The organism is Micromonospora sp. D93, from assembly GCF_018070365.1.
Taxonomy (GTDB): Bacteria; Actinomycetota; Actinomycetes; order Mycobacteriales; family Micromonosporaceae; genus Micromonospora; species Micromonospora ureilytica.
Genome location: NZ_JAGPXW010000003.1, coordinates 118,982 through 143,689, shown reverse-complemented (window position 1 = coordinate 143,689; position 24,708 = coordinate 118,982). Strand labels below are relative to the sequence as shown.

Sequence of the window (24,708 nt, the reverse complement as noted above, 5' to 3'; positions counted from 1 at the left end):
CGAGCGGTGATCCGGCCGGCGGGTGCCGTACCGTGCCGCAACGAGCCTAGGTGGAGATTGAGGGACGTACCTCTACTTTGCCCAACAAACGGTTTATATCGGGCATTTCAACGATGGGGCGTCAGCCTCGACCACGCGCTGCGGCCTTGCTCAACAGATCCTCGATCTGGTCGACACCGACCCGCAGCGACATCCGGTCCAGGTAGAGCTGGCGACCCCGACAACCCATCGCGAGCCGTTGCTCGGTGGACATCCGTGCCGCGGCCACGAACTGGTCGGCCAACGCCCGCCAGTCGTCGGGCGGGCAGACCAGGCCCGCCCCGCCGGCGCTGACCAGCCGGGCGGCGTCGCCATCAGCCGACATCAACACCGGCACGCCGCAGGCGAGCGCGGCCTGCAACTTCGACGGCACCGTCCCGCGCAGCCACGGAAGGTCCCGCAGCATCACCAACTGGTAGTCGGCGGCGGCGTACAGCTCGGCCATCTCCGCCGCCGGACGCCGGCCGAGGAACCGGACGTTGACCGCGCCCAACTCGTCGGCGAGCTTGCGGGCCTGCTCCGCGCCCAGCCCGGTGCCGACGAAGGCCAGATCCACCGCGTCCGGCGCGGCCGCAGCAGCCCGGATCGCCACGTCCACGCCCTGCAACAGCCCCAGGTTGCCGGCGAACATCACGGTGGTCCGTCCCCGATGGCCGATCGCCGCCCGGGCGGCGTCGGTGCACGGCACCGGCCGGAACAGCGCCTCGTCGGTCCAGTTGAAGACGGTGCGCACCGCCCCCGGGTCGACGCCGCGCTCGATCACCTGCTCCGCCATCGCGGGCGCGATCACCGCGATGCCCGCGCAGGAGTGGTAGATGCGACGCATCGACGCGGTGAGGACGCGGTCCAACGCCCTGCCGGCCAGCCCCGGCGGGGCCATCCCCGAGGCGGTCACCGACTCCGGCCACAGGTCCTGGACGTGCAGCACCGCCGGTACGCCACGCAGCAGGCGCAGCAGCCCGGCGGCAGCGTACGAGGTGGGCGGTGGGTGGTAGACGTAGAGCGCGTCGACACCGCGCAGGTGTCGCGGGGCGGCGAGGGTGCTGGTGGCCGCGAACGACAGGTAGCTGACCGCCCGGCGCAGGCCGGAACGGTCGTGGCTCGGATACGCCGGCACCCGGCGCACCGTCACCCCGCCGTCGGTGCTCAGGTGGTTCCACCGCTGTCGCCAGCCCGGGTAGATCCGCCCGAGCGGCAGGCTCGGAAAGGTGGTCAACACGCGCACCTCGTGCCCGCGCCGGGCCAGTTCGGTGGCCAACTGACCCGGCACGAAGGTGCTCTCCGGCGGGTACCACTGGCTGATCAGTCCGATTCGCATCTCCGGCACTCCCGTCCGGGTCGGCCGGGCCTCGCACCGGCTTGCTGTCCGCAGGGTCAGCTCACCACATCAAACGGGCTACTGCCCCCAACTCGCCCACTAGGGTCCAGAACGGGCGGAAGTGAAACGGGACACGCGTTCCGGTGCGTGACCTGCACCGGAAGCGCTCGTTGTCCCACTGGGTAGCCGACGCCGGGCCGCCACCGACGGGCCGAAGGGGAGACCTCGTGAAGGTAGTGGTGACCGGGGGAGCCGGGTTCATCGGCGCCAACCTGGTGCGGGCGCTGGACGAAACCCCACAGGTGACCGAGATCGTGGTCGTCGACGACCTCTCCACCGGCCTGCTGGACAACCTGCACGGCCAACCCGTTCGGCTGCACCAGGGGACCGTGCTCGACCCCGACCTGCTCGACGAGGCGTTCGCCGGAGCAGCCAGCGTCGTGCACCTGGCTGCCCTCGGCTCGGTGCCGCGCTCCATCGACCGGCCGCTGCCCAGCCACCACGCCAACGCCACCGGCACGCTGATGGTGCTGGAGGCCGCCCGCCGGCACGGCGTGCAGCAGGTCATCCTCTCCTCGTCCTCGTCGGTGTACGGCGCCAACCCGGTGCTGCCCCGGCAGGAGGGGCTCCGCCCCATCCCGGTCTCCCCGTACGCGGTGTCCAAGCTGGCCGCCGAGGCGTACGCGGTCGCCTACGCCTCCTGCTACGACATGGGCGTGCTGCCGTTCCGCTTCTTCAACGTCTTCGGCCCACGGCAGGCGGCGCACCACGCCTACGCCGCCGTGCTGCCCCGGTTCGTCACCGCAGCCCTCGCCGGCGAGCCGCTGCGGGTGCACGGTGACGGCCGACAGACCCGTGACTTCACGTTCGTCGGCAGCGTCACCACGGTGCTCGTCGACGCCATCGTCCGCCGGGTGTCCACCACCGACGTGGTGAACCTGGCCTTCGGCGCACGGGTCTCCCTGCTCGACATGATCGCCGAACTGGAGGACATCATGGGCCGGCCGTTGCCCGTGGTGCACGAGCCGCCGCGTCCCGGCGACGTACGGGACTCGCAGGCCGACTGCGGCCGGTTGTGGGAGCTGTTCCCCTCGGTGCGCCAGGTGCCGCTGCGCACCGGCCTGGAGCAGACCGTGTCCTGGATGTCCGGTCGCGTGCTCACCGGCCAGTAGGCCGCGTCATGTCGTCCGGGGTCGTCGATCGGACCCGGCGGGCCGGTATGCCGGGCGGGTGGCGTGGCCGCTCGGCGCGCAGCCGGCGGCTGGTCACCGGCATCACCACCGCGCTGGTCAGCCGGGCCGCCGGGCTGATCGTGCCGATCGTGCTGGTCCCGGTGACGCTGCCCTTCTTCGGCAACGACCTGTACGGGCTGTGGATGGCTGTCGCGTCGCTGGCCGGCATGGCGGCCTTCGCCGACCTGGGGCTGGGCAGCGGCCTGATGACGAAGCTGGCTTCCTGCTACGCCCACGGTGACACCACACGGGCCCGCCGTTACATCTCCAGCGCGTATCTGACCCTGACGGTGCTGGCGTTCGCGCTGACCGGCCTGCTCTGGCTCACCGCCGGGGTCGTGCCGTGGTCGTCGCTGTTCAACGTGACCGGGCAGGTCACCCCGGAGCAGACCCGGATGATCTCGCTGATCTGTCTCACCGGGTTCGCGCTGAACGTGCCGCTGTCCCTGATCGCCCGTGTCCAGTACGCCTACCAGCAGGTCGGCCCGAGCAACGTCTGGCAGACCGCCGGCAGCCTCGGCGCGCTCGTCGCCGTTCTCGGGGTGGTCTGGGCCGACCTGTCGCCGATCCTCGTGATCGCCGTGTCCGTCGCCACGCCGCTGCTGATCAACCTGCTCAACACGCTCTGGTTCTTCGGTCGGCAGGAGCCGCGGATCCGACCCACTCCGAGAGCCGTCCAGGCCGGCGCGGCCCTGGAACTGACCCGGCTCAGTGGGTTGTTCTTCGTGCTGACCGTGGTCATCTCGTTCGCCACCAACGCCGACACGCTGATCATCGCGCACGCGCTCGGCCTGTCCGCGGTGGCCGGGTACGTGGTGCCGGCGAAGTTGCTGTCCCAGCTCGGCCAACTCGTCGTCCTGGTCAACGTGCCGCTCTGGCCGGCCAACGGTGAGGCCCTGGCCCAGGGCCACCTGGACTGGGTACGGCGAACGACCCGACGGATGACAGTGCTGTCGGTGCTCGCCGCCGGCCTGCCCATCGCGGTGCTTGTGGCGTTCGGCGACCGGATCTTCGCCGCCTGGCTGCCGGTGCCGATGGGTGACGACCGCTGGCTGCTCGCCGGGCTGGGTGTCTGGTGGCTGCTCCAGGCCGCGTTGTCGCCACGGTTCATGGTGCAGAACGCCGACGGTGTCATCGTCCCGCAGCTCGTCGGCTGGGGGGCGTTCCTGCTGCTGTCGGCGCTCGGCAAGTGGTACGCGGCCGGCCGGCTCGGTGTCGCCGCCGTGCCCTGGGTCGGCGCGCTCGGCTACGCGCTGACCGTCGTCCCGGCCGCGCTCTACGGATATCACCGGACGTTGCGCCGGCACCGCCGCCCGGCCACCGAACAGGAGGGAGTCGTCACCCATGCCGTCCGTTGAGGAGTATCCCCGGGTCCTGGTGGTGAGCGCCGCCGTCTTCGACCGCACCACCGGCACCGGCATCACTCTGTCGAACCTGTTCGCCGGCTGGCCACCGGACCGGCTCGCCCAGCTGTACACCGAGGACGCCAGCCCCGGTGCGGAGGTGCGTGGCACGTTCGCCCGGTTCGCGCCGCGCAACGCCCCGGTGGAGTACCACCTGTTCCGGCTCCGGCAACGCACCCGCCGACCCGACCCGGCCGGCGTTCCGGCGGCCGAGGTCGTCGACCCGCTGCCCGGCCCGGTGCGCGCCCGGCTGCGCGCGCAACTGCGGGCCTTTGTCGATCTCAGCCCGGTCCGCGTGCCCGTCGATGTTCGGGGCTGGCTGCGGGAGCAACGTCCGGACGTGGTTTACGCGACGCTGGGCAGCATCCGGATGATGCGCCTGGCGGTGACCGCCGCGCAGGAGTGCGACGCGCCGCTGGTGCCGCACTTCATGGACGACTGGCCCAGCACCCTGTACGCCAACGGGCAGGTGCTCGGTGTCCCCCGGCTCGCGGTCCTCGCCGGCATGCGGGAGGTGGTGCGGCACTCGTCGTACGGGATGGGGATCAGCGAGGCGATGGCCCGCGAGTTCGAGCAGCGGTACGGGCTGCCGTTCGCCGCGTTCGGCAACTGCGTGTCCCCGTCCGACTTCGCCGACCCCGACCAGCCGGCGTCGCCACTGTCGCCGGACGGCACTGTCGATCTCGTCTATGTGGGTGGGCTGCACCTGGACCGATGGCGTTCGCTGCGCCGGATTGGCGAGGTGGTGCAGCGGCTGGCGCAGCGCGGCACACCGGCCCGACTGACAGTGCATGCCCCGGCGACCAACCTGGCCCAGTACGGCGGTGTCTTCGCCGGGCTGCCCTCGGTTCGGCTGGGCCGGTCGTTGAGCGCGGGCGAGGTTCCCGGGGTGCTCCGGCAGGCCGACGTGCTGGTGCACGTCGAGGCGTTCGCCGAGGAGTTTCGCCGGTACATCCGCTACTCGCTGTCCACGAAGATCCCGCAGTACCTGGCGGCGGGCCGGCCGGTGCTCGGGTTCGGTCCCGCCGAACTGGCCTCGATGGCCCACCTGTCGGCGGCCGACGCCGGCCCGGTCGTCGGCGTCGACGACGAGGCGGCCCTGACCGAGGCGGTCGGCGTGCTCTGCGCCGACGCCGAGCTGCGGGACCGGTTGGGCCGGCAGGGTCTGGCGTACGCGGTGCGGCACCACCGCACCGACCGGGTGGCCGCCCGCTTCGCCGAGGTGCTGCGGGAGGCCGCCCACCGCCGGGTGGCCCGGCCACCGGCGCCCCGGTCCGGCTCGGGGACGACGCTGCGGGGCGTCGACGCCGGCTGACCGGCCTCGCCCGACGATCAGCGGCGGCTGAACCTGGCGGCGCCGGCCATCGGCGCCGGCGTCGTCCGGCGCAGGAGGGAGCGGGCGTGTCGGGGCGCGACGCCGCGCGCCCGCTCCGGACCCCAGATCCCGGGGAGCACGGTGAGCAGGCCCAGGGCCAGCCAGAAGCCCAGCGCGGTCTCCCACTGACCGGTCAACCAGATCGGCAGCATGGCGGCGGTGAACGCGCAGGCCAGCAGTAACGCCGTCCGACCGGTGCGGGCGGCGGTGACCAGCGCCACGGCCATCGTGCCGAAGTAGAGCAGCACCCCGACCAGACCCAGGTCGTTGCCGACGGTCAGCAGCAGGTTGTGCGGCCCGATCTCGTACGGGTTGGTGGAGATGAACACGCCGGCGCCGGAGCCGGTCAGCGGTGACTCCCACCAGGTCGACAGGGCGTACGGCCAGATGGAGAGCCGCCCGGAGATGTCGCCGGTGGGGCGGCCGTACAGCCCGTCGAGCCAGAGCATCTCGTTCTGCGGGGTCATCCCGAACGGCACCGCCAGTACCGCGATCCCGGCGATCCCGGCGACGGTGATTCCCGTGAGTCGGGGCAGCAGGTGCGCCGCCAGTGCGGTGAGCAGCCCGAGCAGCACGCCGATGGCCGCGCCACGCGAGCCGGTGAGCAGCACCGCGTACCCGAGCAGCGCGACCAGCCCCAGCGGCGCCAACCACAGCGACCGCCGGTGCGCGCCGGCCGAGGCGAGCACCAGGGCCACCACCACCCCCACGGCCAGGGTGTACGCGGTGAGGTTCACCTCCCTGCCGTCGACGCCGTAGCGGTGGGCGAAGAGCAGCACGTCCCCCTGCGAGCGCGCGCCGGTGACCACCTCGACGGCGACGACGGCACAGCCGGCGAGGTAGGCCCAGCCGACCAGCAGCAGGTCCCGTCGAGTACGGACGACGTGCCGGCAGGCCACCAGGAGCAGGCAGACCGAGAGGTAGCGGTAGGCGGCGGGCAGGGTGAGGTCGGTGCGGCTGCTCCAGAGCGGGCTGGCGGCGGCCCAGAACGCGAGGAGCAGCGCGAGCGTGTCGACGGCGCGCAGCCGGGGCAGCCGGCCACTGAGGCCGATCGCCAGCAGGGCCAGCAGTGCGGCGTAGTTGAAGGACCACCAGGGTGGGCGGGCGGCCATGAAGGCGACCACGCAGAGCACCAGGACGGCGGGGAGGCTGCCGCTGGGTCCGCAGGGGCGGGGCTGGGGGCGCGCGCGACCGGTCGAGAGAGGGAGCGGCACGGAACCGTTTCTATCAGGTGAAGGCCGACGAAGTGCCGAATTCACCCGACAAACACGGACCTTTTCGACCCAGTTTTGCGCCAGCTGGTGCTCGTTTGGGGTGTTTGGGTTGAACACGTATCCGGGCTTCCCACCTCTCGTTGACCCGAGTGCCGCATCCGGTGGGGCTTTCGCCTGGGCACCGGAGATCGGCGCCCGCGCGGCAGCGCGCAGCGCTGCGTCCGGGTTGGCGGGTGACAACCGCCCGTCGGGTGACGAACGGGAGAACCAATGAGCGTGATGACCGCGGGCCGCCGGGTGCTGATCACCGGCGGGACCGGATCCTTTGGACAGACCATGGCGCGACGTCTGCTCGACCGGGACGTCGCCGAGGTGCGGATCCTCAGCCGGGATGAGGCCAAGCAGGAAGCCATGCGGCGTTCCTTCGGCGACGAACGGGTGCGCTACCACGTGGGCGACGTCCGCGACGTCGACACCGTGCTGCGGGCCACCAGGGGCGTCGACTTCGTCTTCCACGCGGCGGCACTCAAGCAGGTGCCGTCCTGCGAGTTCTTCCCCCTCGAAGCGGTGCGCACCAACATCCTGGGCAGCGGCAACGTGGTCGAGGCCGCCGCCCACAACGGGGTCAGCTCGGTGGTCGTGCTCAGCACCGACAAGGCCGTCTACCCGGTGAATGCGATGGGCATGAGCAAGGCGCTGATGGAGAAGGTCGCCCAGGCGTACGCCCGGAACAACCCGAACAGCGCCACCACCGTCTCCTGCGTCCGGTACGGCAACGTCATGTACTCGCGCGGCTCGGTGATCCCGCTCTTCATCGAGCAGATCAAGGCCGGCCGTGCGCCGACCGTCACCGAGCCGAGCATGACCCGGTTCCTCATGTCGCTGGCCGACTCGGTCGACCTGGTCGAGCACGCCTTCCACCACGCCCGCCCCGGCGACGTGTTCATCCGCAAGGCCGCCGCCTGCACCATCAGCGACCTCGCCGAGGCGATCTGCCAGCTCTTCGACGTGCCGTTCAAGCTGGAGGTCATCGGCGTACGGCACAGCGAGAAGTGGCACGAGACCCTCGCGAGCCGGGAGGAGCTGGTCCAGGCCGACGACTTCGGTGACTTCTTCCGGGTGCCGCTGGACGCCCGGGACCTGAACTACGCGCTCTACGTCTCGGAGGGTGAGCTGGGCGAGGTGCCCCACGAGGACTTCAACTCGGCCAACGCCACCCGGCTCGGCGTACCCGAGGTGGTGGAGCTGCTCAAGACGCTGCCCGAGATCCGGGCGGAGCTGGCGCTGCGCGACCCGGTGCTGGCGTGCTGAGCCTCGCCGTCACCGGCGCCGGCGGTTTCCTCGGCTGGCACGTGCGGGTCCTGCTGCGGGCGCTCGGCTGGCCCGAGCCGACAGTGCTTTCCCGCGCCGACCTGGCCGACCCGGCGGTGGTCGCCCGCAAGATCGCCGGAGTGGACCGGGTGCTGCACCTGGCCGGGGTCAACCGCGGTGAACCCGCCGACGTGGCCGCCGGCAACGTCCACCTCGCCGCCCAGCTCGCCAACGGTCTGCGGGCCTGCCCGGACCCGCCGATCGGGGTGGTCTTCGCCAACTCGGTGCAGGCCGGCAACGGCACCCCGTACGGCGACGCCAAGGCCACCGCCGCCGGCATCCTCGCCGACACCGGCGTTCCGTTGGACGACCTGTTGCTGCCCAACCTGTACGGCGAGCACGGGCGGCCCTGGTACAACTCGGCGGTCGCCACCTTCTGCCGGGTGCTCGCCGAGGGCGGCCAGCCGGAGGTGCACGCCGACCGTGAGATGGACCTGGTACACGTCACCGACGCCGCGGCCCGGCTGGCCGGCGTCGCGGCAGGCGGCTCCTGGGATCCGGCCATGCCGGCGCTGCGGATCGGGGTCCGTGACCTCGCCGACCAGCTCGCCTCGTACGCCGACGTCTACCGCACCGGCGAGATTCCGGCACTGCGCGACCGGCACGACGTGCGGCTGTTCAACACCTACCGGTCGCACTGCTTCCCGGCGCACTATCCACTCGCCCTGCCGACCCGGGCCGACGCCCGGGGCGCGCTCGTCGAGACGGTGAAGGCGCACGGGGGAGCGGGGCAGACGTTCTGCTCCACCACCCGGCCCGGCGTCACCCGCGGCGAGCACTTCCACCTGGCCAAGGTGGAACGGTTCGTGGTGCTGCGCGGCTCGGCCGACATCAGCCTGCGCCGGGTCGGCGACACCGACGTCGTCCGGTTCCCGGTCAGCGGCGACGAACCGGTCGTGATCGACATGCCGACCATGTGGGCGCACAACATCACCAACACCGGCCCCGACGAGCTGCTCACCCTCTTCTGGACCAACGAGCTGTTCGACCCGGAGCGGCCCGACACGTGGCCGGAGCCGGTCGGGGACGAACACCGGGTGCCGGCCGGCGTCCGGTGACTGACCTGCAGAGGGAGACCACATGACCCGGGTGATGACCGTCGTCGGCACCCGTCCCGAGATCATCCGACTGTCCCGGGTGCTCAGCCGGCTCGACGACACCGTCGAGCACGTGCTGGTGCACACGGGGCAGAACTGGGACACCACCCTCTCCGACGTGTTCTTCACCGAACTGCGGTTGCGGGAGCCCGACCGGTTCCTCCGCGTCGACACCTCGTCGCTGGGACGGGTGCTCGGCGGGGTCCTCGTCGGCATGGAGGCGGCGATCGCCGAGGTGCGGCCGGACGCGCTGCTCGTCCTCGGCGACACCAACAGCTGCATCGCGGCGCTGATGGCCCGGCGGATGCGGGTGCCGGTCTACCACATGGAGGCCGGCAACCGCTGCTTCGACCTGAACGTGCCGGAGGAGACGAACCGGCGGCTGGTCGACCACGTCGCGGACTTCAACCTGGTCTACACCGAACACGCCCGACGCAACCTGCTCGCCGAGGGCCTGCACCCGCGCCGGATCCTGCACACCGGCTCGCCGATGCGCGAGGTGCTGGAGCACTACCGGGAGCCGATCGCCAGCTCCGGCATCCTGCGCCAGTTGGAACTCGACCGGGGCGGCTACTTCCTGGTCAGCGCGCACCGGGAGGAGAACGTCGACCGGCCCGACCGGCTCCAGCGGCTGCTGGACTGCCTGGTAGCGGTCCGGCATCGCTGGAGTCTGCCGGTGCTGGTCTCCACGCACCCACGCACCCGCAAGCGGTTGGAGGCGCTGGCTCCGGATGCCACCGCGCTGGACGGCATCGCCTTCCACGAGCCGTTCGGCCTGCTCGACTACGTGCACCTGCAGACCATGGCGTACTGCACGCTGTCGGACAGCGGGACGATCAGCGAGGAGGCCGCCATCCTCGGCTTCCCGGCGGTGACCCTGCGCGAGTCGATCGAACGCCCCGAGGCGCTCGACGCCGGCGGGATCATCATGACCGGCCTCGACCCGCAGGGTGTGGTCGAGGCCGTCGAGGTGACGGTGGCGCAGGTCGCCGCGCAGGGTGTGCCCTGCCCGGTCGACTACCAGGTGCCGGACACCTCCCGGCGGGTCGTCGACTTCATCCTCTCCACCGTGCGGCGCCACCACGACTGGGCCGGCATCCGGCACTGACCCGTGGCGGGCGGTCGGTGGTCCGGCAAGACCGGCCACCGGCCGCCCGCCGTCGTGCTCACCGTCGGCGGGCCGCCACGTCCTCCACGATGTCCGCCACCTCGGCCGCCGCCCGCAGGTCGTCGAAGGACGCCAGCACGTGTTGACGGGCCAGTCGGCCGCGTAGGGTCAGCGTTCCGGTGACCCAGCCCCGGTACGCCGCGTCGAGCGCGTCCACCAGGGCTGTCGGGTCCGCCGCGGGCACCACCCACCCGGACCGTTCGGTGACCGCCTCGGGTAGTCCACCGGCAGCGCTGACGATGCTCGGCACACCCATCGAGCCGGCCTCGACCGCCGTGCCCGGACTGTCGCACAGCGACGGCGAGACGCTCACGTCGGCGGCGGCGTAGCAGGGGCGCACGTCCGGAACCGACTCCACCCAGGTCACCCCGGGATTGTCGGCCACGCCGAACCGTTCGCCGAGCTGCCGCCGGTAGCTCTCCCCGGCGGCCGTCCAGCCACCTCCGACCAGCAGCAGGTGCGCGTCCGGGTGCCGGCGGCGGAACGTCCTCCACGCGGTCAGCAGCACGTCGTGCCCCTTCACACCGCGACCGGAGTGCACGAGGCGCTTGGGCGGGTAGACGTAGGACACCATCACCGCCAGGAACGCGGCCTGGTCGATGCCCAGCTCGGCGCGGAGCTTCGCCCGCTGGTCCGGGCCGGTGGCCTCCGGGCTGAACGCGTCGGTGTCCACCCCGTACACCGCGACCGGCCGTCGCTGCGGCGGGCAACCCAGCTCGCCGTACCGGGCCGAGGCGTACCGGCAGCCGCAGATCACCACGTCGTCCAGCTGCCACATCAACCGCTCCACCGAGCGGACCAGCCGGGACTCCAGGTACGCCGGACCGGCCACCATGTGCACCCGGCGCACCGGCAATCCCAGGGTGGCCAGTCGCACCGCGTACGCCGAGGCGATCAGGTGGTACTGCACCACGTCGGGTCGCAGCCGCCGCAGCAGCGCGCGCAGCCGCAGCAGCCCGATCGGCACCTGCCAGCCGATCGTGAAGTCGTACGGGCAGCTCAGCACCTCGAAGCCCCGCCGCTCCAGCTCGTCGGTGAGTCGACCGGCCCCCCGGGGCAGCACCACTGTCACCTCGTGCCCGCGATGGCGCAACTCCTCGACCTGCGGCAGCAGCCACAGGCCGCCGGCGTTCGTCTTGACCAGCACCGCGACGCGCAGCCGGCGGACCCCGAACGGGTGACCCACGCCGGGGCCACCGGAGCCGCCGAGGGCGCTCACCGGGCCGGGACTCCCTTGACCACCGTGCCGGCCGGCACGTCCCGGACCACGCAGGCCCCCGCGCCGACGGTGGCGCCGGCGCCCACCCGCAGCTTCTGCAACACCACCGCCCCGGCCCCGATCAGCACGCCGTCGCCCAACCGGCAGTCACCCGAGACCGCCCCCAGCGGGTTGACCGAGACGTGGTCACCCAGCTCACAGTCGTGCGCCACAGCGCTGTTCTGGTTGAGGTGCACGTGCCGGCCCAGCGTGACGTTCGTGGTGACCCGGGCGCCGGGGAACACGATCAGGCCCTCGCCGTAGACGGCGTCCGGGCCGAGGGTGGCATCCGGGTGCACCAGCACCGCGGCCGGCAGCCGGTACCCGGCCAGCCGCGCGTCCACCGCCCGGCGGGCCGCCGGGTCCCCGATGCCCAACGCCAGGTACGTGCCGGCGGGCTGCTCGGCGAGGCGGCCGGTGCTGCCCAGGTAGGGCACCTCCAGCCGCTGGACCCGCTTCAGGTTGACCTCGCTGGGCCGATCGTCGACGAATCCCCGTACCCGCCACGGCGGCCCGTCGCCGGCTGCGGCGTTGACGGCACGGACGATGCCGAGCACCTCCCGACCGTGCCCGCCGCAGCCGACGATGACGATGTCCGGGCTCACCGCCGGGCCTCCGCCGGCCCGGCGCCGGCACCGGCCAGCTCGGACGGGCCCAGGTACTCGTGGGCGGTGGCCGCACCGGAAGCGGTGATCCCCTCCCGCAGCAGCACGGTGCGTACCGTGCGCAGCAGGATGCGCAGGTCGAGCCCCAGCGAGCGCTGCCGCACGTACCGCACGTCGAGGGCGAAGCGCTCCTCCCAGCTCAGCGAGTTGCGCCCGTACACCTGCTGGAGGCCGGTGATGCCGGGGCGGACGTCGTGGCGGCGGAACTGCTCCGGGGTGTACCGGGTCAGGTACGCCGGCAGCAGCGGGCGCGGCCCGACCAGGCTCATCTCGCCGCGCAGCACGTTCCACAGTTGGGGAAGCTCGTCCAGGCTGGTAGTGCGCAGCCACCGGCCGAACCGGGTGAGCCGGGCGCCGTCGTTGGCCGGTGCGCCGCCCTCGCCGCCGACTGTCATCGACCGGAACTTGACCAGCTCGAACAGCTGCCCGTGCCGCCCCGGCCGGGCCTGTCGGAACAGCACCGGCCGACCCATCGTGATCAGGACGGCGAACGCCACCGCGGCGATCACCGGGGTGGCCAGCAGCAGACCGACGGTGGCCGCGAGCACGTCCAACACCCGCTTGGCGGCGTCATAGGGCCGGCTCATCGGCGCTCCGCGAGGAAGTCGGTGATCCCGCCGGTGACGCGCTCGACCTGCTCGTCGCTGAGGGCGGAGCCGCTGGGCAGGGACAGGCTGGTGGCGAAGAGCTGATCGGCGGCGCCGCTGAGGACGACCTGCCGGTCGGCGTACACCGGTTGGCGGTGCATCGGTTTCCACATCGGCCGGCTCTCCACCCCGAGGCCGGCCAGGTGTGCGGCGAGGTCCCCGGCGTGCCAGCCGGCCCGCTCCGGCTCGACCACGAGGGAGGTCAGCCAACAGTTCGAGCCGGGGTCGCCATCGCCGAGGATTCGGGTGCCCGACACGGAGGCGAAAAGTCGCGCGTACCGGTCCCGTAGCGCCCGCCGTCGGGCGATCATCGTGTCCAGTCTGCTGAGCTGCGCCCGGCCGAGGGCGGCCAGCAACGTGCTGAGCCGGTAGTTGTAGCCGACGTCGCGGTGCTCGTAGTGCGGCACCGGCTCGCGGGCCTGGGTGGCGAGGTGGCGGGCCCGGGCGACGAGCGCGGCGTCGTCGGAGACCAGCATCCCGCCCGCTGAGGTGGTCATGATCTTGTTGTGGCTGAACGAGTAGATCCCGACCCGGCCGAAGCTGCCGGCGCACCGGCCACGGTAGGTGGAGCCGAGCGCCTGCGCGGCGTCCTCCACCACCGGGACGCCGGTGGCCGCGCAGAGCGGCAACAGTCGGTCGTAGTCGACGCAGCGGCCGTTGATGTCGACGGCCAGCACGGCGGCGACCCGTCGCCCGGCGTCGGTCAGTTGGCCGAGCAGGGCGGAGAGCAGACCGACGTCGAGGTTGCCCGTGGTCGCGTCGCAGTCCACGAAGACCGGTTCGGCGCCGGTGTAGGTGACCGCGTTGGCCGTGGCGGCGAAGGTGAGCGTGGGCACCACCACCACGCTGTCCGGTCCGGCTCCCACGGCGAGCAGCGCCATGTGCAGTGCGGCGGTGCCGGAGGAGAGCCCCAGCGCGTACCCGACGCCGACCCGGGCGGCGACCTCCCGCTCGAACGCGCCCAACTCGGGCCCGTCGGGGTCGAAGCGGCCGGCGCGGACGGCGCGCAGGAGATAGGACTCCTCCAGCGCGCCGATGTCCGGTGGGGAGAGGTAGACCGGGTCGGTGACGGCCGGGCCGCCACTGCGCGGCGCTACGGGCGGACGGTGGTGGATCAGGTCCACGGACGGCGCCTCCGATCGGACGTGACAAAAGACCACAATGGTTATAACAGGGCTTATAACGCCGCAGAAGAGGTTTGGCCGATTACGTGTCGGATCAACACGAATGGCCTCCGTCGCCCGAACCGGTCAGCGCCCCCGCCCGGCTGCAGTGCTGCCGGCCCTGCACGCGCGACGCGTACACAGGGAGAACGAGTGCCGAACCCCGGGGTGATCGCCTCCGGAGGGCCGGGTCCGGGGAAGTTGTCGTGCGGCCGGGCCGCTCAGGCTCCCGGCGCTGCCGGGCCGGTGGTGGAACCGGGCTCGCCGAACCCGTCCAGCAGTCGGGTGAGCAGGGTGCGCAACGGTATCGACTCGCCGTCGCGACCACCCGCCCCGACGACAAGAGGCGCCGGGCTGGGCTGTGGGTCGACGCCGAACAGCAGGGCACGCAGGCCGCCCGGCACGGTCAGCAGATGGAACCGGCCGTCCACGTCCACCGCCCGGGACTCGGCCCGGTCGACGTACCAGCCGGTCAGCCGGGTGCGGTAACGCCCGCGTCCGTCATATCCCCGCGCGGTCAGGCGGGTGGTGGGCAGCCCTCGCCGGGTCGCCTCGGCCACGAACCAGGCCACCAGCTCCGCGGCCTGCGCCTGCTCGGCGGCCCGCCGCCGGTCGTCCGCGTCGGCGTGCGCCCGCACCGCGTGCCGCTGCTGATCCCGCCACTCCCGGCCGTCCCGCTCACCCACGACGCCGACGGTACGCGAGCCGACTCAGTCGAGCACGGCCCGCAGCGTGTGCCGGGCGATGCCGGCCATCACGGGGTTGGTCTCCACGTAGTACGGCAGCGCGTTGATCGCCTGCTCCAGGGCCCAGCCGCGTCCCCGCTGCCAGGTCGCGTCGTCCACGCCCAGCGCCCGCCGGTACGTCTCCCGGGAACCCGCGTCGAACAGGTTCCACGCCGGCATCAGGTCCACCGCGGGGTCGCCCACACCGACCGTACCCAGATCGATGACAGCGGCCAGCCGGCCGTCGCGGACCAGCAGGTTGCCCGGCATCAGGTCGCCGTGGATCCACCGGTCGACGGGGTCGTTGCGGCGCGCGTCCCGGCACCGCTCCCACACCTCGGTGAGCGCTGTGGTGTCGGTGAGCGCACCGCTGACCGCGAGCGCGGCCCGTACGCCGGCGTCCTCGGCGGCCAGCCGCCCGCCGCGCCCGTTCCCGGACCAGACCCGCCCGCCGGTGTCGATGTCGCGCAGGGCCGTCACCACGTCGGCCAGGTCCCGGGCGAAGACGTCGAGGTCGCCGACCCGGTCGGGCTGGGCCGTCTCCCCCGGAATGAACCGGTACGCCGTCCACGGCCCGGGGTACCCGTCGCCCGGCTCGCCGAGGCCGAGCGGTTCGGGCACCGCGACCGGCAGGTGCCCGCCGAGCAGCACAGCGTGCTCCTGCTCGCGCCGCAGCTCGGCGCGCAGCCCGGGGTCGGTCGAGGGGAGCAGTGGGAACCGCAGCACGATGTCCGGGCCGAGCCGGAACAGGGCGTTGACCGTGCCGGTCGAGGGCAGCGGCCGGATCGGCCGGCCCCGCCACCGCGGAAACTGCTCGGCCACCAGCGCGGAAACCACGTCCACGCTCACGTCCACCTGATCGGCGTGCATCCTCATTCGCGAGATCATCACCCCGAACCCCGCAGCCAAGCGAGCGCATTTCCCCCCGCCGCGCCCTTTGCCCGCGCCGATCTTGCACTTTCGGTCGTCGAGATAGGCGGAATGCCGGCTTATGTCGGGACAGTAAGTGCAAGATCGACGGAGAAGGGCAGCTCGGCTCCGTCGATCATGGAGTTGTGGTGCCTGGCTTGGCGTTGTGCGGGCGGTTTGTCACCCACCACAACTCCATGATCGACGAGACGGCGCGGGGTTGACGTGTCGAACGGGGTCAGGCCAGTCCGGCGCGGCGCAGGGCTTCCGCCATCGCGTCGTTGGCCGGCGCCGGTGCGCCCTGCCGCTGCTGCCCGCCACGACCGCCCTGCCCGCCGCCCTGCCCGCCGCCCTGGCCGCCGCCCTGCCCGCCGCGACCGCCCTGCGGCGCGCGCTGCGCCGGACCCCGGCCCTCCTGGCCGGTCCGGCTGCTACTACTACTACCACCACCGTCGCCGGTGGCCGGCTCGTCGTCCAGGCGCAGGGTCAGCGAGATCCGCTTGCGGGGTACGTCCACGTCGAGCACCCGGACCTTGACCACGTCGCCGGACTTCACCACCTCGCGGGGGTCCTTCACGAAGGTCCGGGACATCGCCGAGACGTGCACCAGGCCGTCCTGGTGCACCCCGACGTCGACGAAGGCGCCGAACGCGGCCACGTTGGTGACCACGCCCTCCAGCACCATGCCCGGCGTCAGGTCGCCGATCTTCTCCACCCCCTCGACGAAGGTGGCGGTGCGGAACTCCGGGCGAGGGTCACGGCCCGGCTTCTCCAGCTCGGCGAGGATGTCGGTGACGGTGGGGAGGCCGAACCGGTCGTCGACGAAGTCGGTGGCCCGCAGCCCCCGCAGGATGCCGCTCCTGCCGATCACCGAGCGCAGGTCCTGCCCGGTGGTGGAGAGGATGCGGCGCACCACCGGGTACGCCTCGGGGTGCACGCTGGAGGAGTCCAGTGGGTCGTCGCCGCCGGGGATGCGCAGGAAGCCGGCGCACTGCTCGAACGCCTTCGGCCCGAGCCGGGCCACCTTCTTCAGCTCGGTACGCGTACGGAACGGCCCGTTGGCGTCCCGGTGCAGCACGATGTTCTCGGCCAGGCCGGCGCCGATCCCGGAGACCCGGGTCAGCAGCGGCGCGGAGGCGGTGTTGACGTCCACCCCGACCGCGTTGACGCAGTCCTCCACGACCGCGTCCAGCGACCGGGACAGCTTCACCTCGGACAGGTCGTGCTGGTACTGGCCGACGCCGATCGACCGCGGATCGATCTTGACCAGCTCCGCGAGGGGGTCCTGGAGGCGGCGGGCGATGGAGACCGCGCCGCGCAGCGACACGTCCATCCCGGGCAGCTCCTGCGAGGCGTACGCGGACGCGGAGTAGACCGACGCGCCGGCCTCGGAGACCATCACCTTGGTCACATTGAGCTGCGGGTGCCGGGCGATCAGGTCACCGGCGAGCTTGTCGGTCTCGCGGGAGGCGGTGCCGTTGCCGATCGCGATCAGCTCCACCCCGTGCGCGCCGGCCAGCCGGGCCAGGGTCTCCACCGAGGCGTCCCACTGCCGGCGCGGCTCGTGCGGGTAGATGGTGTCGGTGGCGACCACCTTGCCGGTGGCGTCCACCACTGCCACCTTCACCCCGGTCCGCAGGCCCGGGTCCAGGCCCATCGTGGGCCGGGTGCCGGCCGGCGCGGCGAGCAGCAGGTCCCGCAGGTTGGTCGCGAAGACCCGGACCGCCTCCTCCTCGGCCGCCTGCCACAGCCGCATCCGCAGGTCCGCGCCCAGGTGGATGAGGATCCGGGTACGCCACGCCCAGCGGACCGTGTCGGACAGCCAGCGGTCGGCCGGGCGGCCCGCGTCGGACACCCCGAACCGGCCGGCGATGGCCGCCTCGTACCGGGTCGGGCCGGTCGGTACGGCGTCCGCCTCGCCCGCCTCCTCCGACTCCATGGTCAGGTCGAGCACGCCCTCCTTCTCGCCCCGGAACATCGCCAGGATCCGGTGCGAGGGCAACTTCGGGTACGGCTCGGAGAAGTCGAAGTAGTCGGCGAACTTGGCGCCGGCCGCCTCCTGACCCTCGCGTACCCGGGAAACCAGCCGGCCGCGCGACCACATCTGCTCGCGCAGCGTGCCGATCAGGTCGGCGTCCTCCGCGAAGGTCTCGATGAGGATCGCCCGCGCGCCCTCCAGCGCGGCCGCGGCGTCAGCGATGCCCTTCTCCTCGTCGACGAACCCGGCGGCGGTGGCGCGCGGGTCCTGACCCGGGTCGGCCAGCAGCGTCTCGGCCAGCGGCGCCAACCCGGCCTCGCGGGCGATCTGCGCCCGGGTCCGCCGCTTCGGCTTGTACGGGAGGTAGATGTCCTCCAGCCGGGACTTCGAGTCGGCGGCCATGATCTGCGCTTCCAGGGCCTCGTCCAACTTGCCCTGGCCGCGGATCGACTCCAGTACCGCGGCCCGCCGTTCGTCCAGCTCGCGCAGGTAGCGCAGCCGCTCCTCCAGGGTGCGCAGCTGGGTGTCGTCGAGCAGGCCGGTGGCCTCCTTGCGGTAGCGGGCGATGAACGGCACTGTGGAACCGCCGTCGAGCAGCTCCACGGCCGCCCGCACCTGACGCTCGGCCACGCCGAGCTCGTCGGCGATCCGCTGATGAACAGACTGGGTCACGATCTCGATCCGCCTTCGACTCGATCCGCCTTCAAAGAGCGGGTACGCCTGCATTCTGCCGGGCGGGTCGGTGCGCTGTCGCCGCGCCCGGCCGGGGCGGGGGACCGAACCACCGCGCCCGGCCGGGGTGACCTGCGGCGGCCCCGTCGGGTCTGCGCTAGCGTGGCGATCATGGAATCTGCTGCGGAGCCGCGCGCCCGGCGGCTCTTCGGCGGCAGCGCCCGGGCCCTCGGTGACCTCACGGCCAACCCGTTCCGCGCCGACCGGGACCGGATCGTCGGCTCGCCGTTCTTCGCCCGCCTCGGCGGCGTCACCCAGGTGATCAGCCCGGTCGGCTCCGGGCTGCTGGTGCACAACCGGCTCACCCACAGCCTCAAGGTCGCCCAGGTGGCCCGAGCGGTCGCCGAGCGGTTGAACGCCGACGAGCGGTGGCGTGACCTGCTGGACAAGCTCGGCGGCTGTGATCCCGACGTGGTGGAGGCGGCGGCGCTCGCCCACGACCTCGGCCACCCACCGTTCGGGCACCTGGGAGAGCGGGTGCTGGACCGGCTGGCCCGCCAGCGCCTGGGCCTCTCCGACGGTTTCGAGGGCAACGCGCAGTCGTACCGGATCGTCACCAGCACCGAGATCCGCGGCGCGGCCACCACCGGGTTGGACCTGACCGCGGCGGTCCGCGCGGCCATGTTGAAGTACCCGTGGACCCGCCTGGACCACCCCGACCCGCACCCCCGCACCATGGATCCCCCGCCGCGCGGCGCCACCCCGCCGCCGGACGACCCGGAGAGCGGCTCGTCGAAGTTCGGCGCGTACCGGACCGAGCTGGACGACCTGCGGCAGGCCCGGGAGCCGTTCGCCGGCCGCATCCCGGACTGGCAGCAGACCGTGGAGGCGTCCGTGATGGACACCGCCGACGACATCGCGTACGCCATCCACGACGTGGAGGACTTCTACCGGGTCGGCGTGCTCCAGCAGGGTTCGGTCTCCGCGGAGTTGATGGCCTGGCAGCGCGAGAGCGGGCACTTCCGGGCGATCACCGACGCGGCGCTGGCCACGGCGGCCCGGCGACCCGGGGCGGCGATCGAGCGGCTACGCCGGCAGCTGCACCGCAAGGACGCCTGGATCGCCGACGACGACGCGTTCGCCGCAGCCGTCGAGCACGTCCGCGAAGAACTGGTGGACGGGCTGCTCGCGATGCCGTTCGACGGCTCGATCGAGGCCGAGCAGTACGTGGCGCGGTTCTCCGCCCGCTGGTCCACCCGCTTCGTCGAGGCCATCACGGTCACCGACCAACCGTCGGTGCGCTCCGGGCACGTGCTGCTCGGCTGCGCGCAGTGGCACGAGGTGCAGGTGCTCAAGTTCGTCCACCACCGGTTCGTGCTGGCCCGCCCGGATCTCGCCCTGCACCAGCGCGGCCAGGCTCGACTGCTGGGCACCCTGGTCGAGGCGCTCTGGGAGTGGCTGCTCGACCCGGAGGAGGAGTCCCGTCTGCCCCGCCGGCTGCACGACCTGGTCGAGTTGGCCGAGGCGGAGCTGCACCCGCGTACCCCGGACCGGATCGGTCGCGCCCGGGGGCGAGCCATCGTGGATTTCGTCGCGCAGCTCACCGACGGTCAGGCGGTCGCCATGCTGGACGCGCTGTCCGGCCGGTCCGGCGCGCTCTGGACCGACGCGTTCGTGCTCTGATCTGGCTCAGCGACGGCCTGCTCAGGCGATGGCCTGCCACCAACCGTCGACGGCGGGCGGCTCGTCGACCACCACCCGCTCGCCCGGCCGGGGCACGGCGAGTCGCACGTCGCGGGCCTTCGCCTCGGCCCACAACCGGTCGACCGGCTCCGACCAGTCGTGCAGGGCCAGGTTGAACGTCGCCCAGTGCACCGGCAGGAACAGCCCGCCGCGCAGGTCGAGGTGGGCGCTGACCGCCTCCTCCGGGAACATGTGGATCGTCGGCCAGGCCCGGTCGTACGCCCCGATCTGCATCAGCGTCACGTCGAACGGCCCGTGCTCGGCGCCGATCTCGGCGTACCCGTCGAAGTAACCGGAGTCGCCGGTGTAGAAGACCTTGCGGCGGGCCCCGGCCACCACCCACGAACTCCAGAGCGTGCCGTCGCGGCGCAACCCGCGACCGGAGAAGTGCTGCGCGGCGGTGGCGGTGATCTCCAAGCCGGCGACCTGGTGCGACTCGGACCAGTCCAGTTCGATGATCCGCTCGGCGGGTACCCCCCAGCGGTCCAGGTGCGCGCCCACGCCGAGCGGCACCAGGAACGGCGCGGACTGCCCGGCGAGCAAGGCCCGCACGGTGGCCATGTCGAGGTGGTCGTAGTGGTCGTGCGAGATCAGGATGGCGTCCAGTGGGGGCAGCTCGTCGATGCCGACCGGTGGCTCGTGCAGTCGGCGCGGGCCGACCAGACCCGAGGGGGAGCACCTGTCGCTCCACACCGGGTCGAGCAGCACCCGCCGGCCCTCGATCTCGATAAGCGTCGAGGCGTGGCCGTACCAGACGATGTTGAGCTCGTCGGCGGCCTCCGACGCTCCGGCGCTGGGGCGCAACAGCGGAACCGGCGCGGTCGGACGCCGCTTCTGCTTGCCGAAGATCAGCTCGCGGACCAGGTTGCGCCCCGGCTCGGCGATCATCGTGCGGGTGCCGGCCCGGTTGTGGAAGGTGCCCTCGCGAAACTGCGGCGAACGGGCCGCCCGTTCCGCCCGCGCCCCGCTGAGCCGGCCACCCAGCGCCGCCGGCACATCCCGGGCGACCCAGGCCAGGCCGGCCAGCGCGGCCAGGCCAGCCGCGCCCCGCATCCGCCGCCCGAGCGACCGTTCGACGTCAGTGCTCTGCGCTCGTGCCATTGCCGTCCCTCCGACGTGTCCGCCCTACACGGTAGTCACCCCGACGGACCCGTGCCTCGGCGGTCGCCACGCCGGGTCGGTCGCCGGCAGCGGCGACCGACCCGGGACGAGCTCAGAGGGCGATCTAGCCGCCGTTGCTGGGGCGTCGGGCGGTGATCCGGAACGTCCTGCCCACGCCCGCGATCCGGTCCACCGCGGCCAGGAACTTGGGCCCCATGGCGGCCCGGGCCTGCACCGCCGGGTGGGTCGCGCCGAAGTCCTCCGGGTTGGCCTGCCCGTCGGCGAAGAGCGCGTAGGTGAGCACCGCCGCGCCGGAGCGGTCGAAGATCACACCGGCCTCGTGCCGGGCGTCGGCGTACCAGCCGGCCTTGGTGGCGATCCGGGCCCGCTCGTCGGAGGACATCGTGCGCCGGATGCCGTCGGTGAACGCCACCGGGGAGCGCAGGATGCCCAACAGGTAGGTCGTCGAGGCGGGGGAGAGCAGCGTGCCAGCGACCAGGGCGCGCAGCAGGTCGTGCGTCTCCCGAGGCGTGCTGGTGCCGAGGAAGAACCGGTTCGGGTTGGCCACCGGCTGGACCTGCGTGTTCGGGAAGCCCTTGGCGACCAGGATGGAGTTGATCTCGGCGGCCGGGGCGACCAGCCCGCACAACCGCACCGCCGTGTCGTCCGAGACGGTCAGCAGGTTGGCCAGCACGTGCCCGATGGTCACCAGGCTCGGGTACGCGCCGTCCAGGCTGAAGATGCCGTCACCGCCCGGCACGACGATCGCCGCGCTCACCTCGACCTGCTGGTCCAGGGTCAGCAGCCCGCGGTCGACCTTGTCGAGCACCGCCGTGGCGACGGCGATCTTGTTGACGCTGTACGCCTCGATCCGCCGGTCCGCGTCAGCCTCTACCGCAACCACCGGCGTGCCGGCCGGGTCGGCGACGCTGACGTACGCCTGCCAGTTGCCGCCGGCCGCGGCGCTGTGCTTGGTGAAGACGGAGGCGACCCGGCGGGCGGCCCGAGCGGGGGTGGTCGGCGACGCCTCGGTGGCCTCGGCCGCGCTCGCCGGGACGGCGGCGCCCAACACCGTGCCGGCGGTGGCCACCGTGCCCAACCCGAGTGCCGTTCTGCGGTTCAGTCGCATTGTCAATCGTCTCCCCGATCGTGGTGCGCCAGAGCGCTTGCTGGCCCACCACCCTAGGCGAGTTGATCGACGCACGATGCCCCCGAACATGTCCCGAACAGTTCCGAACAGGTCAGCCGAATCGTCTGCGCAGGGCGGCGCTCACCGCGCCGACCGGTCCGAACAGGAGTTGCCGCACGTCGGGCAGGTGACCGCCGCGTACCGCCTCGCCGGCCGGGTTCGGAGCGAAGACGCTGCCGTCGTGCGCGGCGACTGAGCGTCCACTCAGGCCGGCCGTCCGCATCAACGGTCCGACGAGTACGTCGTAGACCCCCGGCAGCACTGTGAAGCCGGCACGCAGCACCACGTTGAGCCGACCCACGGAGATCTCCCGACGGGGTCGGTCCACACAGTCCACTATGGCCCGGGCCACCCGCTGCGGGCTGGCAATCGGCGCCGGAGGTCGCCCGACCCGGCCCAGATAGTTGGCCGCCTGCTGGTAGACGGGAGTGTCCACGCTGCCTGGGTTCACCAGACACAGCCGGATCTCCGGGCTGTCGCGCAACTCCTGCTGCACCGTCCGGACCAGACCCTGCAACCCCCACTTGCTCGCCACGTACGCGCTCATGTACGGCGCGGTGACGTGCCCCAGCACCGAACCAGTGAGGATCACGGTGCCGGCCCCGGCGGCCCGGAAGTGCCGCACCGCCACCCGCACCGAACCGGCTGCGCCGAGCAGATCGGTCCGCACCACCTGGTCGAAGACCCGCCCGGGCAGCTCGTCGAAACGCCCGTAGGCCATCACCGCCGCCGTGTGCACCCACACGTCGACACGGCCGAACCGGTCGATGGCCGCATGCGCGAGCGCGTCCAGCGCGTCCGGTTCGGTCACGTCGGTCGACACGGTCAGCACGTCGACGTCGGCGCACTCCGCGCGTACCTCGGCCAGGGTCGTGGTGGCGCGAGCGGCGAGGACCAGGCGGTCGCCGCGCTCGGCGAACGCCCGGGCCGTCGCCCGGCCGATCCCGCTGCTCGCACCAACGATCACGACCACCCGGCTCATGGCTCTAGCACGACCTTGACGCAGCCGTCCTCCTTCTTCTGGAACATCTCGTACGCCTGCGGCGCCCGGGCCAGCGGCACCCGGTGGGTACGCAGGTCCTCCACGCCCAGCGGGTCGTCGTCACCGGAGAGCAGCGGCAGGATCTCGTCGGTCCACCGGCGCACGTGACACTGCCCCATCCGCAGCTGAACACCACGGTCGAACATCTCCATCAGCGGCATCGGGTCGGCCTCGCCGCCGTACACCCCGGAGATCGACACGGTGCCGCCGCGGCGGACCCCCTTGACCGCGGCGTGCAGGACGGACAGCCGGTCCACACCCGCCCGGTCGGTCATCGTCTGGGCCAGCTTGTCCGGCAGCAACCCGACCGCGGCGTGGGCCAACTTCCCCGCCGGCGAACCGTGCGCCTCCATCCCCACCGCGTCGATCACCGCGTCCGGGCCGCGCCCGTCGACGAGGTCGATCAACGCGCCCGGCACGTCGGACAGCTCGCTGACGTCGAGCACCTCGATGCCGTGCCGGCGGGCCAACTCCAGGCGCTCGGGCACCAGGTCCAGCCCGATCACCCGTCCCGCGCCGAGGTGGCGGCCGATCCGCGCGCATAACTGCCCGACCGGGCCCAGGCCGAAGACGGCCAGGGTGCCGCCCGGCGGGGTGTCCGCGTACCTCACCGCCTGCCATGCCGTCGGCAGAATGTCGGACAGGTAGAGGTAGCGCTCGTCCGCGCCCGTCTGCGGAACCTTGATCGGCCCGAAATGCGCCTGCGGGACCCGCAGGTACTCGGCCTGCCCGCCCGGCACCGACCCGTAGAGCGAGGTGTACCCGAACAGGGCCGCGCCCTTGCCCTCGCTGGTGACCTGGGTGGTCTCACACTGGGCGTAGAGCTGGCGCGCACACATCCAGCAACTGCCGCAGGCGATGTTGAACGGCACCACCACCCGGTCGCCCGGCTTGAGCCCGGTCACCTCCGACCCGACCTCCTCGACGATGCCCATCGGCTCGTGGCCCAGGACATCACCGGGCTTCAGGTACGGCCCGAGCACCTCGTACAGGTGCAGGTCCGAACCGCAGATCGCGGTGGAGGTGATTTTCACGATCGCATCGGTCGGCTCCTCGATCCGCGGGTCCGGGACCTCCTCGACCCGTACGTCTCGCTTGCCCTGCCAGGTGAGCGCCTTCATGTCCCTGTCCCTTCTCCCTGCCGTCTCGCAAGACTGCTACCCGGGCTCGGGCACTTGAACCGGCCGCCTGCCTCCGGTCCTGTCTCTCTCGGGCTTGCCTCGGGCTGGTCGGTGGTTGCGGTGGGGGGCTGGGGGGCGACTGCGGACGCGCCGTGACCAGGGTCAGGGCTGGGGCGACCGTCCCCGGCGCAGGGATCAAGCCTGACCGCCCGGAGCCGGGGACGGTCGCCCCAGCCCCCACCGCAACCAAAGACCAAAGACCAAGACCCAGACCAAAG

The 24,708-nt window shown here is 72.4% G+C and carries 20 protein-coding genes; 7 read left to right on the top strand and 13 right to left on the bottom strand.

Features of this window, described 5'->3' with window-relative positions:
• Positions 1-121: 121 nt before the first annotated feature.
• Complete coding sequence (locus KBX71_RS05095; RefSeq protein WP_210816777.1) at positions 122-1,357, bottom strand: glycosyltransferase family 4 protein; 1,236 nt, start codon at positions 1,355-1,357, stop codon at positions 122-124.
• Positions 1,358-1,584: 227 nt separating this feature from the next.
• Here KBX71_RS05095 and KBX71_RS05090 point away from each other — a divergent pair, with 227 nt between their 5' ends.
• Genes KBX71_RS05090 through KBX71_RS05080 form a run of 3 tightly spaced genes read left to right on the top strand, consistent with a single transcriptional unit; the run spans position 1,585 to position 5,307 of the window.
• A complete protein-coding gene (locus tag KBX71_RS05090; RefSeq protein ID WP_210816776.1) occupies positions 1,585-2,529 on the top strand; it encodes an NAD-dependent epimerase/dehydratase family protein in 945 nt (314 codons plus the stop codon).
• Between the two features lie 8 nt (positions 2,530-2,537).
• Positions 2,538-3,947 (top strand): lipopolysaccharide biosynthesis protein, encoded by a 1,410-nt coding sequence (locus KBX71_RS05085; protein WP_210816775.1) that lies wholly within the window; start codon positions 2,538-2,540, stop codon positions 3,945-3,947.
• Complete coding sequence (locus tag KBX71_RS05080; protein ID WP_210816774.1) at positions 3,934-5,307, top strand: glycosyl transferase family 1; 1,374 nt, start codon at positions 3,934-3,936, stop codon at positions 5,305-5,307. Before KBX71_RS05085 ends, KBX71_RS05080 begins: the two co-directional genes overlap by 14 nt.
• 17 nt (positions 5,308-5,324) lie before the next feature.
• Here the strand turns inward: KBX71_RS05080 and KBX71_RS05075 are convergent, their stop codons facing one another.
• Entirely contained in the window at positions 5,325-6,581 is a 1,257-nt protein-coding gene (locus tag KBX71_RS05075; protein WP_210816773.1) for an O-antigen ligase, read from the bottom strand.
• 270 nt (positions 6,582-6,851) lie between these two features.
• Between KBX71_RS05075 and KBX71_RS05070 the strand changes: the two genes are divergently transcribed.
• From KBX71_RS05070 to wecB, 3 genes are read left to right on the top strand one after another with little or no spacing between them, the layout of a single operon-like run.
• Positions 6,852-7,892 carry a polysaccharide biosynthesis protein gene (locus tag KBX71_RS05070; RefSeq protein WP_305798213.1) on the top strand — a complete coding sequence of 347 codons (1,041 nt, stop codon included), beginning with the start codon at positions 6,852-6,854 and terminating at the stop codon, positions 7,890-7,892.
• On the top strand, positions 7,886-9,010 hold the full coding sequence (locus KBX71_RS05065; RefSeq protein WP_210816772.1) for an NAD-dependent epimerase/dehydratase family protein: 1,125 nt from the start codon (positions 7,886-7,888) through the stop codon (positions 9,008-9,010). The genes KBX71_RS05070 and KBX71_RS05065 overlap by 7 nt, the downstream gene beginning before the upstream one ends.
• A 22-nt stretch (positions 9,011-9,032) precedes the next feature.
• A complete protein-coding gene (wecB, locus tag KBX71_RS05060) occupies positions 9,033-10,157 on the top strand; it encodes a non-hydrolyzing UDP-N-acetylglucosamine 2-epimerase (protein WP_210816771.1) in 1,125 nt (374 codons plus the stop codon).
• Positions 10,158-10,215: 58 nt separating this feature from the next.
• Here wecB and KBX71_RS05055 read toward each other — a convergent pair whose 3' ends face one another.
• The 7 genes from KBX71_RS05055 to KBX71_RS05025 all read right to left on the bottom strand — a co-directional run bounded on the left by KBX71_RS05055 (position 10,216) and on the right by KBX71_RS05025 (position 18,288).
• Positions 10,216-11,436 carry a glycosyltransferase gene (locus tag KBX71_RS05055; protein ID WP_210816770.1) on the bottom strand — a complete coding sequence of 407 codons (1,221 nt, stop codon included), beginning with the start codon at positions 11,434-11,436 and terminating at the stop codon, positions 10,216-10,218.
• The gene (locus KBX71_RS05050; protein WP_210816769.1) at positions 11,433-12,080 is read right to left on the bottom strand and encodes a NeuD/PglB/VioB family sugar acetyltransferase; all 648 of its coding nucleotides are present in this window, start codon (positions 12,078-12,080) and stop codon (positions 11,433-11,435) included. Before KBX71_RS05050 ends, KBX71_RS05055 begins: the two co-directional genes overlap by 4 nt.
• Positions 12,077-12,727: a sugar transferase gene (locus KBX71_RS05045; protein ID WP_210816768.1), complete on the bottom strand. Its 651-nt coding sequence runs from the start codon at positions 12,725-12,727 to the stop codon at positions 12,077-12,079. The genes KBX71_RS05050 and KBX71_RS05045 overlap by 4 nt, the downstream gene beginning before the upstream one ends.
• Positions 12,724-13,911, bottom strand: a complete 1,188-nt coding sequence (locus KBX71_RS05040; RefSeq protein WP_210816767.1) for a DegT/DnrJ/EryC1/StrS aminotransferase family protein — start codon at positions 13,909-13,911, stop codon at positions 12,724-12,726. Before KBX71_RS05040 ends, KBX71_RS05045 begins: the two co-directional genes overlap by 4 nt.
• 260 nt (positions 13,912-14,171) lie before the next feature.
• Positions 14,172-14,636 carry a hypothetical protein gene (locus KBX71_RS05035; RefSeq protein ID WP_210816766.1) on the bottom strand — a complete coding sequence of 155 codons (465 nt, stop codon included), beginning with the start codon at positions 14,634-14,636 and terminating at the stop codon, positions 14,172-14,174.
• 24 nt (positions 14,637-14,660) lie between these two features.
• Positions 14,661-15,551: an aminoglycoside phosphotransferase family protein gene (locus KBX71_RS05030; protein WP_247682950.1), complete on the bottom strand. Its 891-nt coding sequence runs from the start codon at positions 15,549-15,551 to the stop codon at positions 14,661-14,663.
• A gap of 271 nt (positions 15,552-15,822) precedes the next feature.
• Positions 15,823-18,288 (bottom strand): Tex family protein, encoded by a 2,466-nt coding sequence (locus tag KBX71_RS05025; RefSeq protein ID WP_210816765.1) that lies wholly within the window; start codon positions 18,286-18,288, stop codon positions 15,823-15,825.
• 117 nt (positions 18,289-18,405) lie between these two features.
• On the opposite strand from KBX71_RS05025, the gene KBX71_RS05020 reads away from it, so the two are divergent.
• Positions 18,406-19,917 (top strand): deoxyguanosinetriphosphate triphosphohydrolase family protein, encoded by a 1,512-nt coding sequence (locus KBX71_RS05020; RefSeq protein WP_210816764.1) that lies wholly within the window; start codon positions 18,406-18,408, stop codon positions 19,915-19,917.
• 21 nt (positions 19,918-19,938) lie between these two features.
• On the opposite strand, the gene KBX71_RS05015 is transcribed toward KBX71_RS05020, so the two are convergent.
• The 4 genes from KBX71_RS05015 to KBX71_RS05000 form a co-directional block, all read right to left on the bottom strand.
• Positions 19,939-21,078, bottom strand: coding sequence for an MBL fold metallo-hydrolase (locus KBX71_RS05015; RefSeq protein ID WP_210816763.1), 1,140 nt, complete (start codon positions 21,076-21,078; stop codon positions 19,939-19,941).
• Between the two features lie 124 nt (positions 21,079-21,202).
• Positions 21,203-22,207 (bottom strand): serine hydrolase, encoded by a 1,005-nt coding sequence (locus tag KBX71_RS05010; protein ID WP_247682949.1) that lies wholly within the window; start codon positions 22,205-22,207, stop codon positions 21,203-21,205.
• 112 nt (positions 22,208-22,319) lie between these two features.
• Entirely contained in the window at positions 22,320-23,249 is a 930-nt protein-coding gene (locus KBX71_RS05005) for an SDR family NAD(P)-dependent oxidoreductase (protein ID WP_210816761.1), read from the bottom strand.
• Positions 23,246-24,430 (bottom strand): zinc-dependent alcohol dehydrogenase, encoded by a 1,185-nt coding sequence (locus tag KBX71_RS05000; protein WP_210816760.1) that lies wholly within the window; start codon positions 24,428-24,430, stop codon positions 23,246-23,248. The genes KBX71_RS05005 and KBX71_RS05000 overlap by 4 nt, the downstream gene beginning before the upstream one ends.
• Between the last annotated feature and the right edge of the window lie 278 nt (positions 24,431-24,708).

Coding starts and splice junctions, on each gene's coding strand:
- KBX71_RS05095 (WP_210816777.1), bottom strand. CDS start 1,357: ATGCGAATCGGACTGATCAGCCAGTGGTACCCGCCGGAGAGCACCTTC.
- KBX71_RS05085 (WP_210816775.1), top strand. CDS start 2,538: ATGTCGTCCGGGGTCGTCGATCGGACCCGGCGGGCCGGTATGCCGGGC.
- KBX71_RS05080 (WP_210816774.1), top strand. CDS start 3,934: ATGCCGTCCGTTGAGGAGTATCCCCGGGTCCTGGTGGTGAGCGCCGCC.
- KBX71_RS05070 (WP_305798213.1), top strand. CDS start 6,852: ATGAGCGTGATGACCGCGGGCCGCCGGGTGCTGATCACCGGCGGGACC.
- wecB (WP_210816771.1), top strand. CDS start 9,033: ATGACCCGGGTGATGACCGTCGTCGGCACCCGTCCCGAGATCATCCGA.
- KBX71_RS05045 (WP_210816768.1), bottom strand. CDS start 12,727: ATGAGCCGGCCCTATGACGCCGCCAAGCGGGTGTTGGACGTGCTCGCG.
- KBX71_RS05030 (WP_247682950.1), bottom strand. CDS start 15,551: ATGAGGATGCACGCCGATCAGGTGGACGTGAGCGTGGACGTGGTTTCC.
- KBX71_RS05025 (WP_210816765.1), bottom strand. CDS start 18,288: ATGCAGGCGTACCCGCTCTTTGAAGGCGGATCGAGTCGAAGGCGGATC.
- KBX71_RS05020 (WP_210816764.1), top strand. CDS start 18,406: ATGGAATCTGCTGCGGAGCCGCGCGCCCGGCGGCTCTTCGGCGGCAGC.
- KBX71_RS05015 (WP_210816763.1), bottom strand. CDS start 21,078: ATGGCACGAGCGCAGAGCACTGACGTCGAACGGTCGCTCGGGCGGCGG.
- KBX71_RS05010 (WP_247682949.1), bottom strand. CDS start 22,207: ATGCGACTGAACCGCAGAACGGCACTCGGGTTGGGCACGGTGGCCACC.
- KBX71_RS05005 (WP_210816761.1), bottom strand. CDS start 23,249: ATGAGCCGGGTGGTCGTGATCGTTGGTGCGAGCAGCGGGATCGGCCGG.
- KBX71_RS05000 (WP_210816760.1), bottom strand. CDS start 24,430: ATGAAGGCGCTCACCTGGCAGGGCAAGCGAGACGTACGGGTCGAGGAG.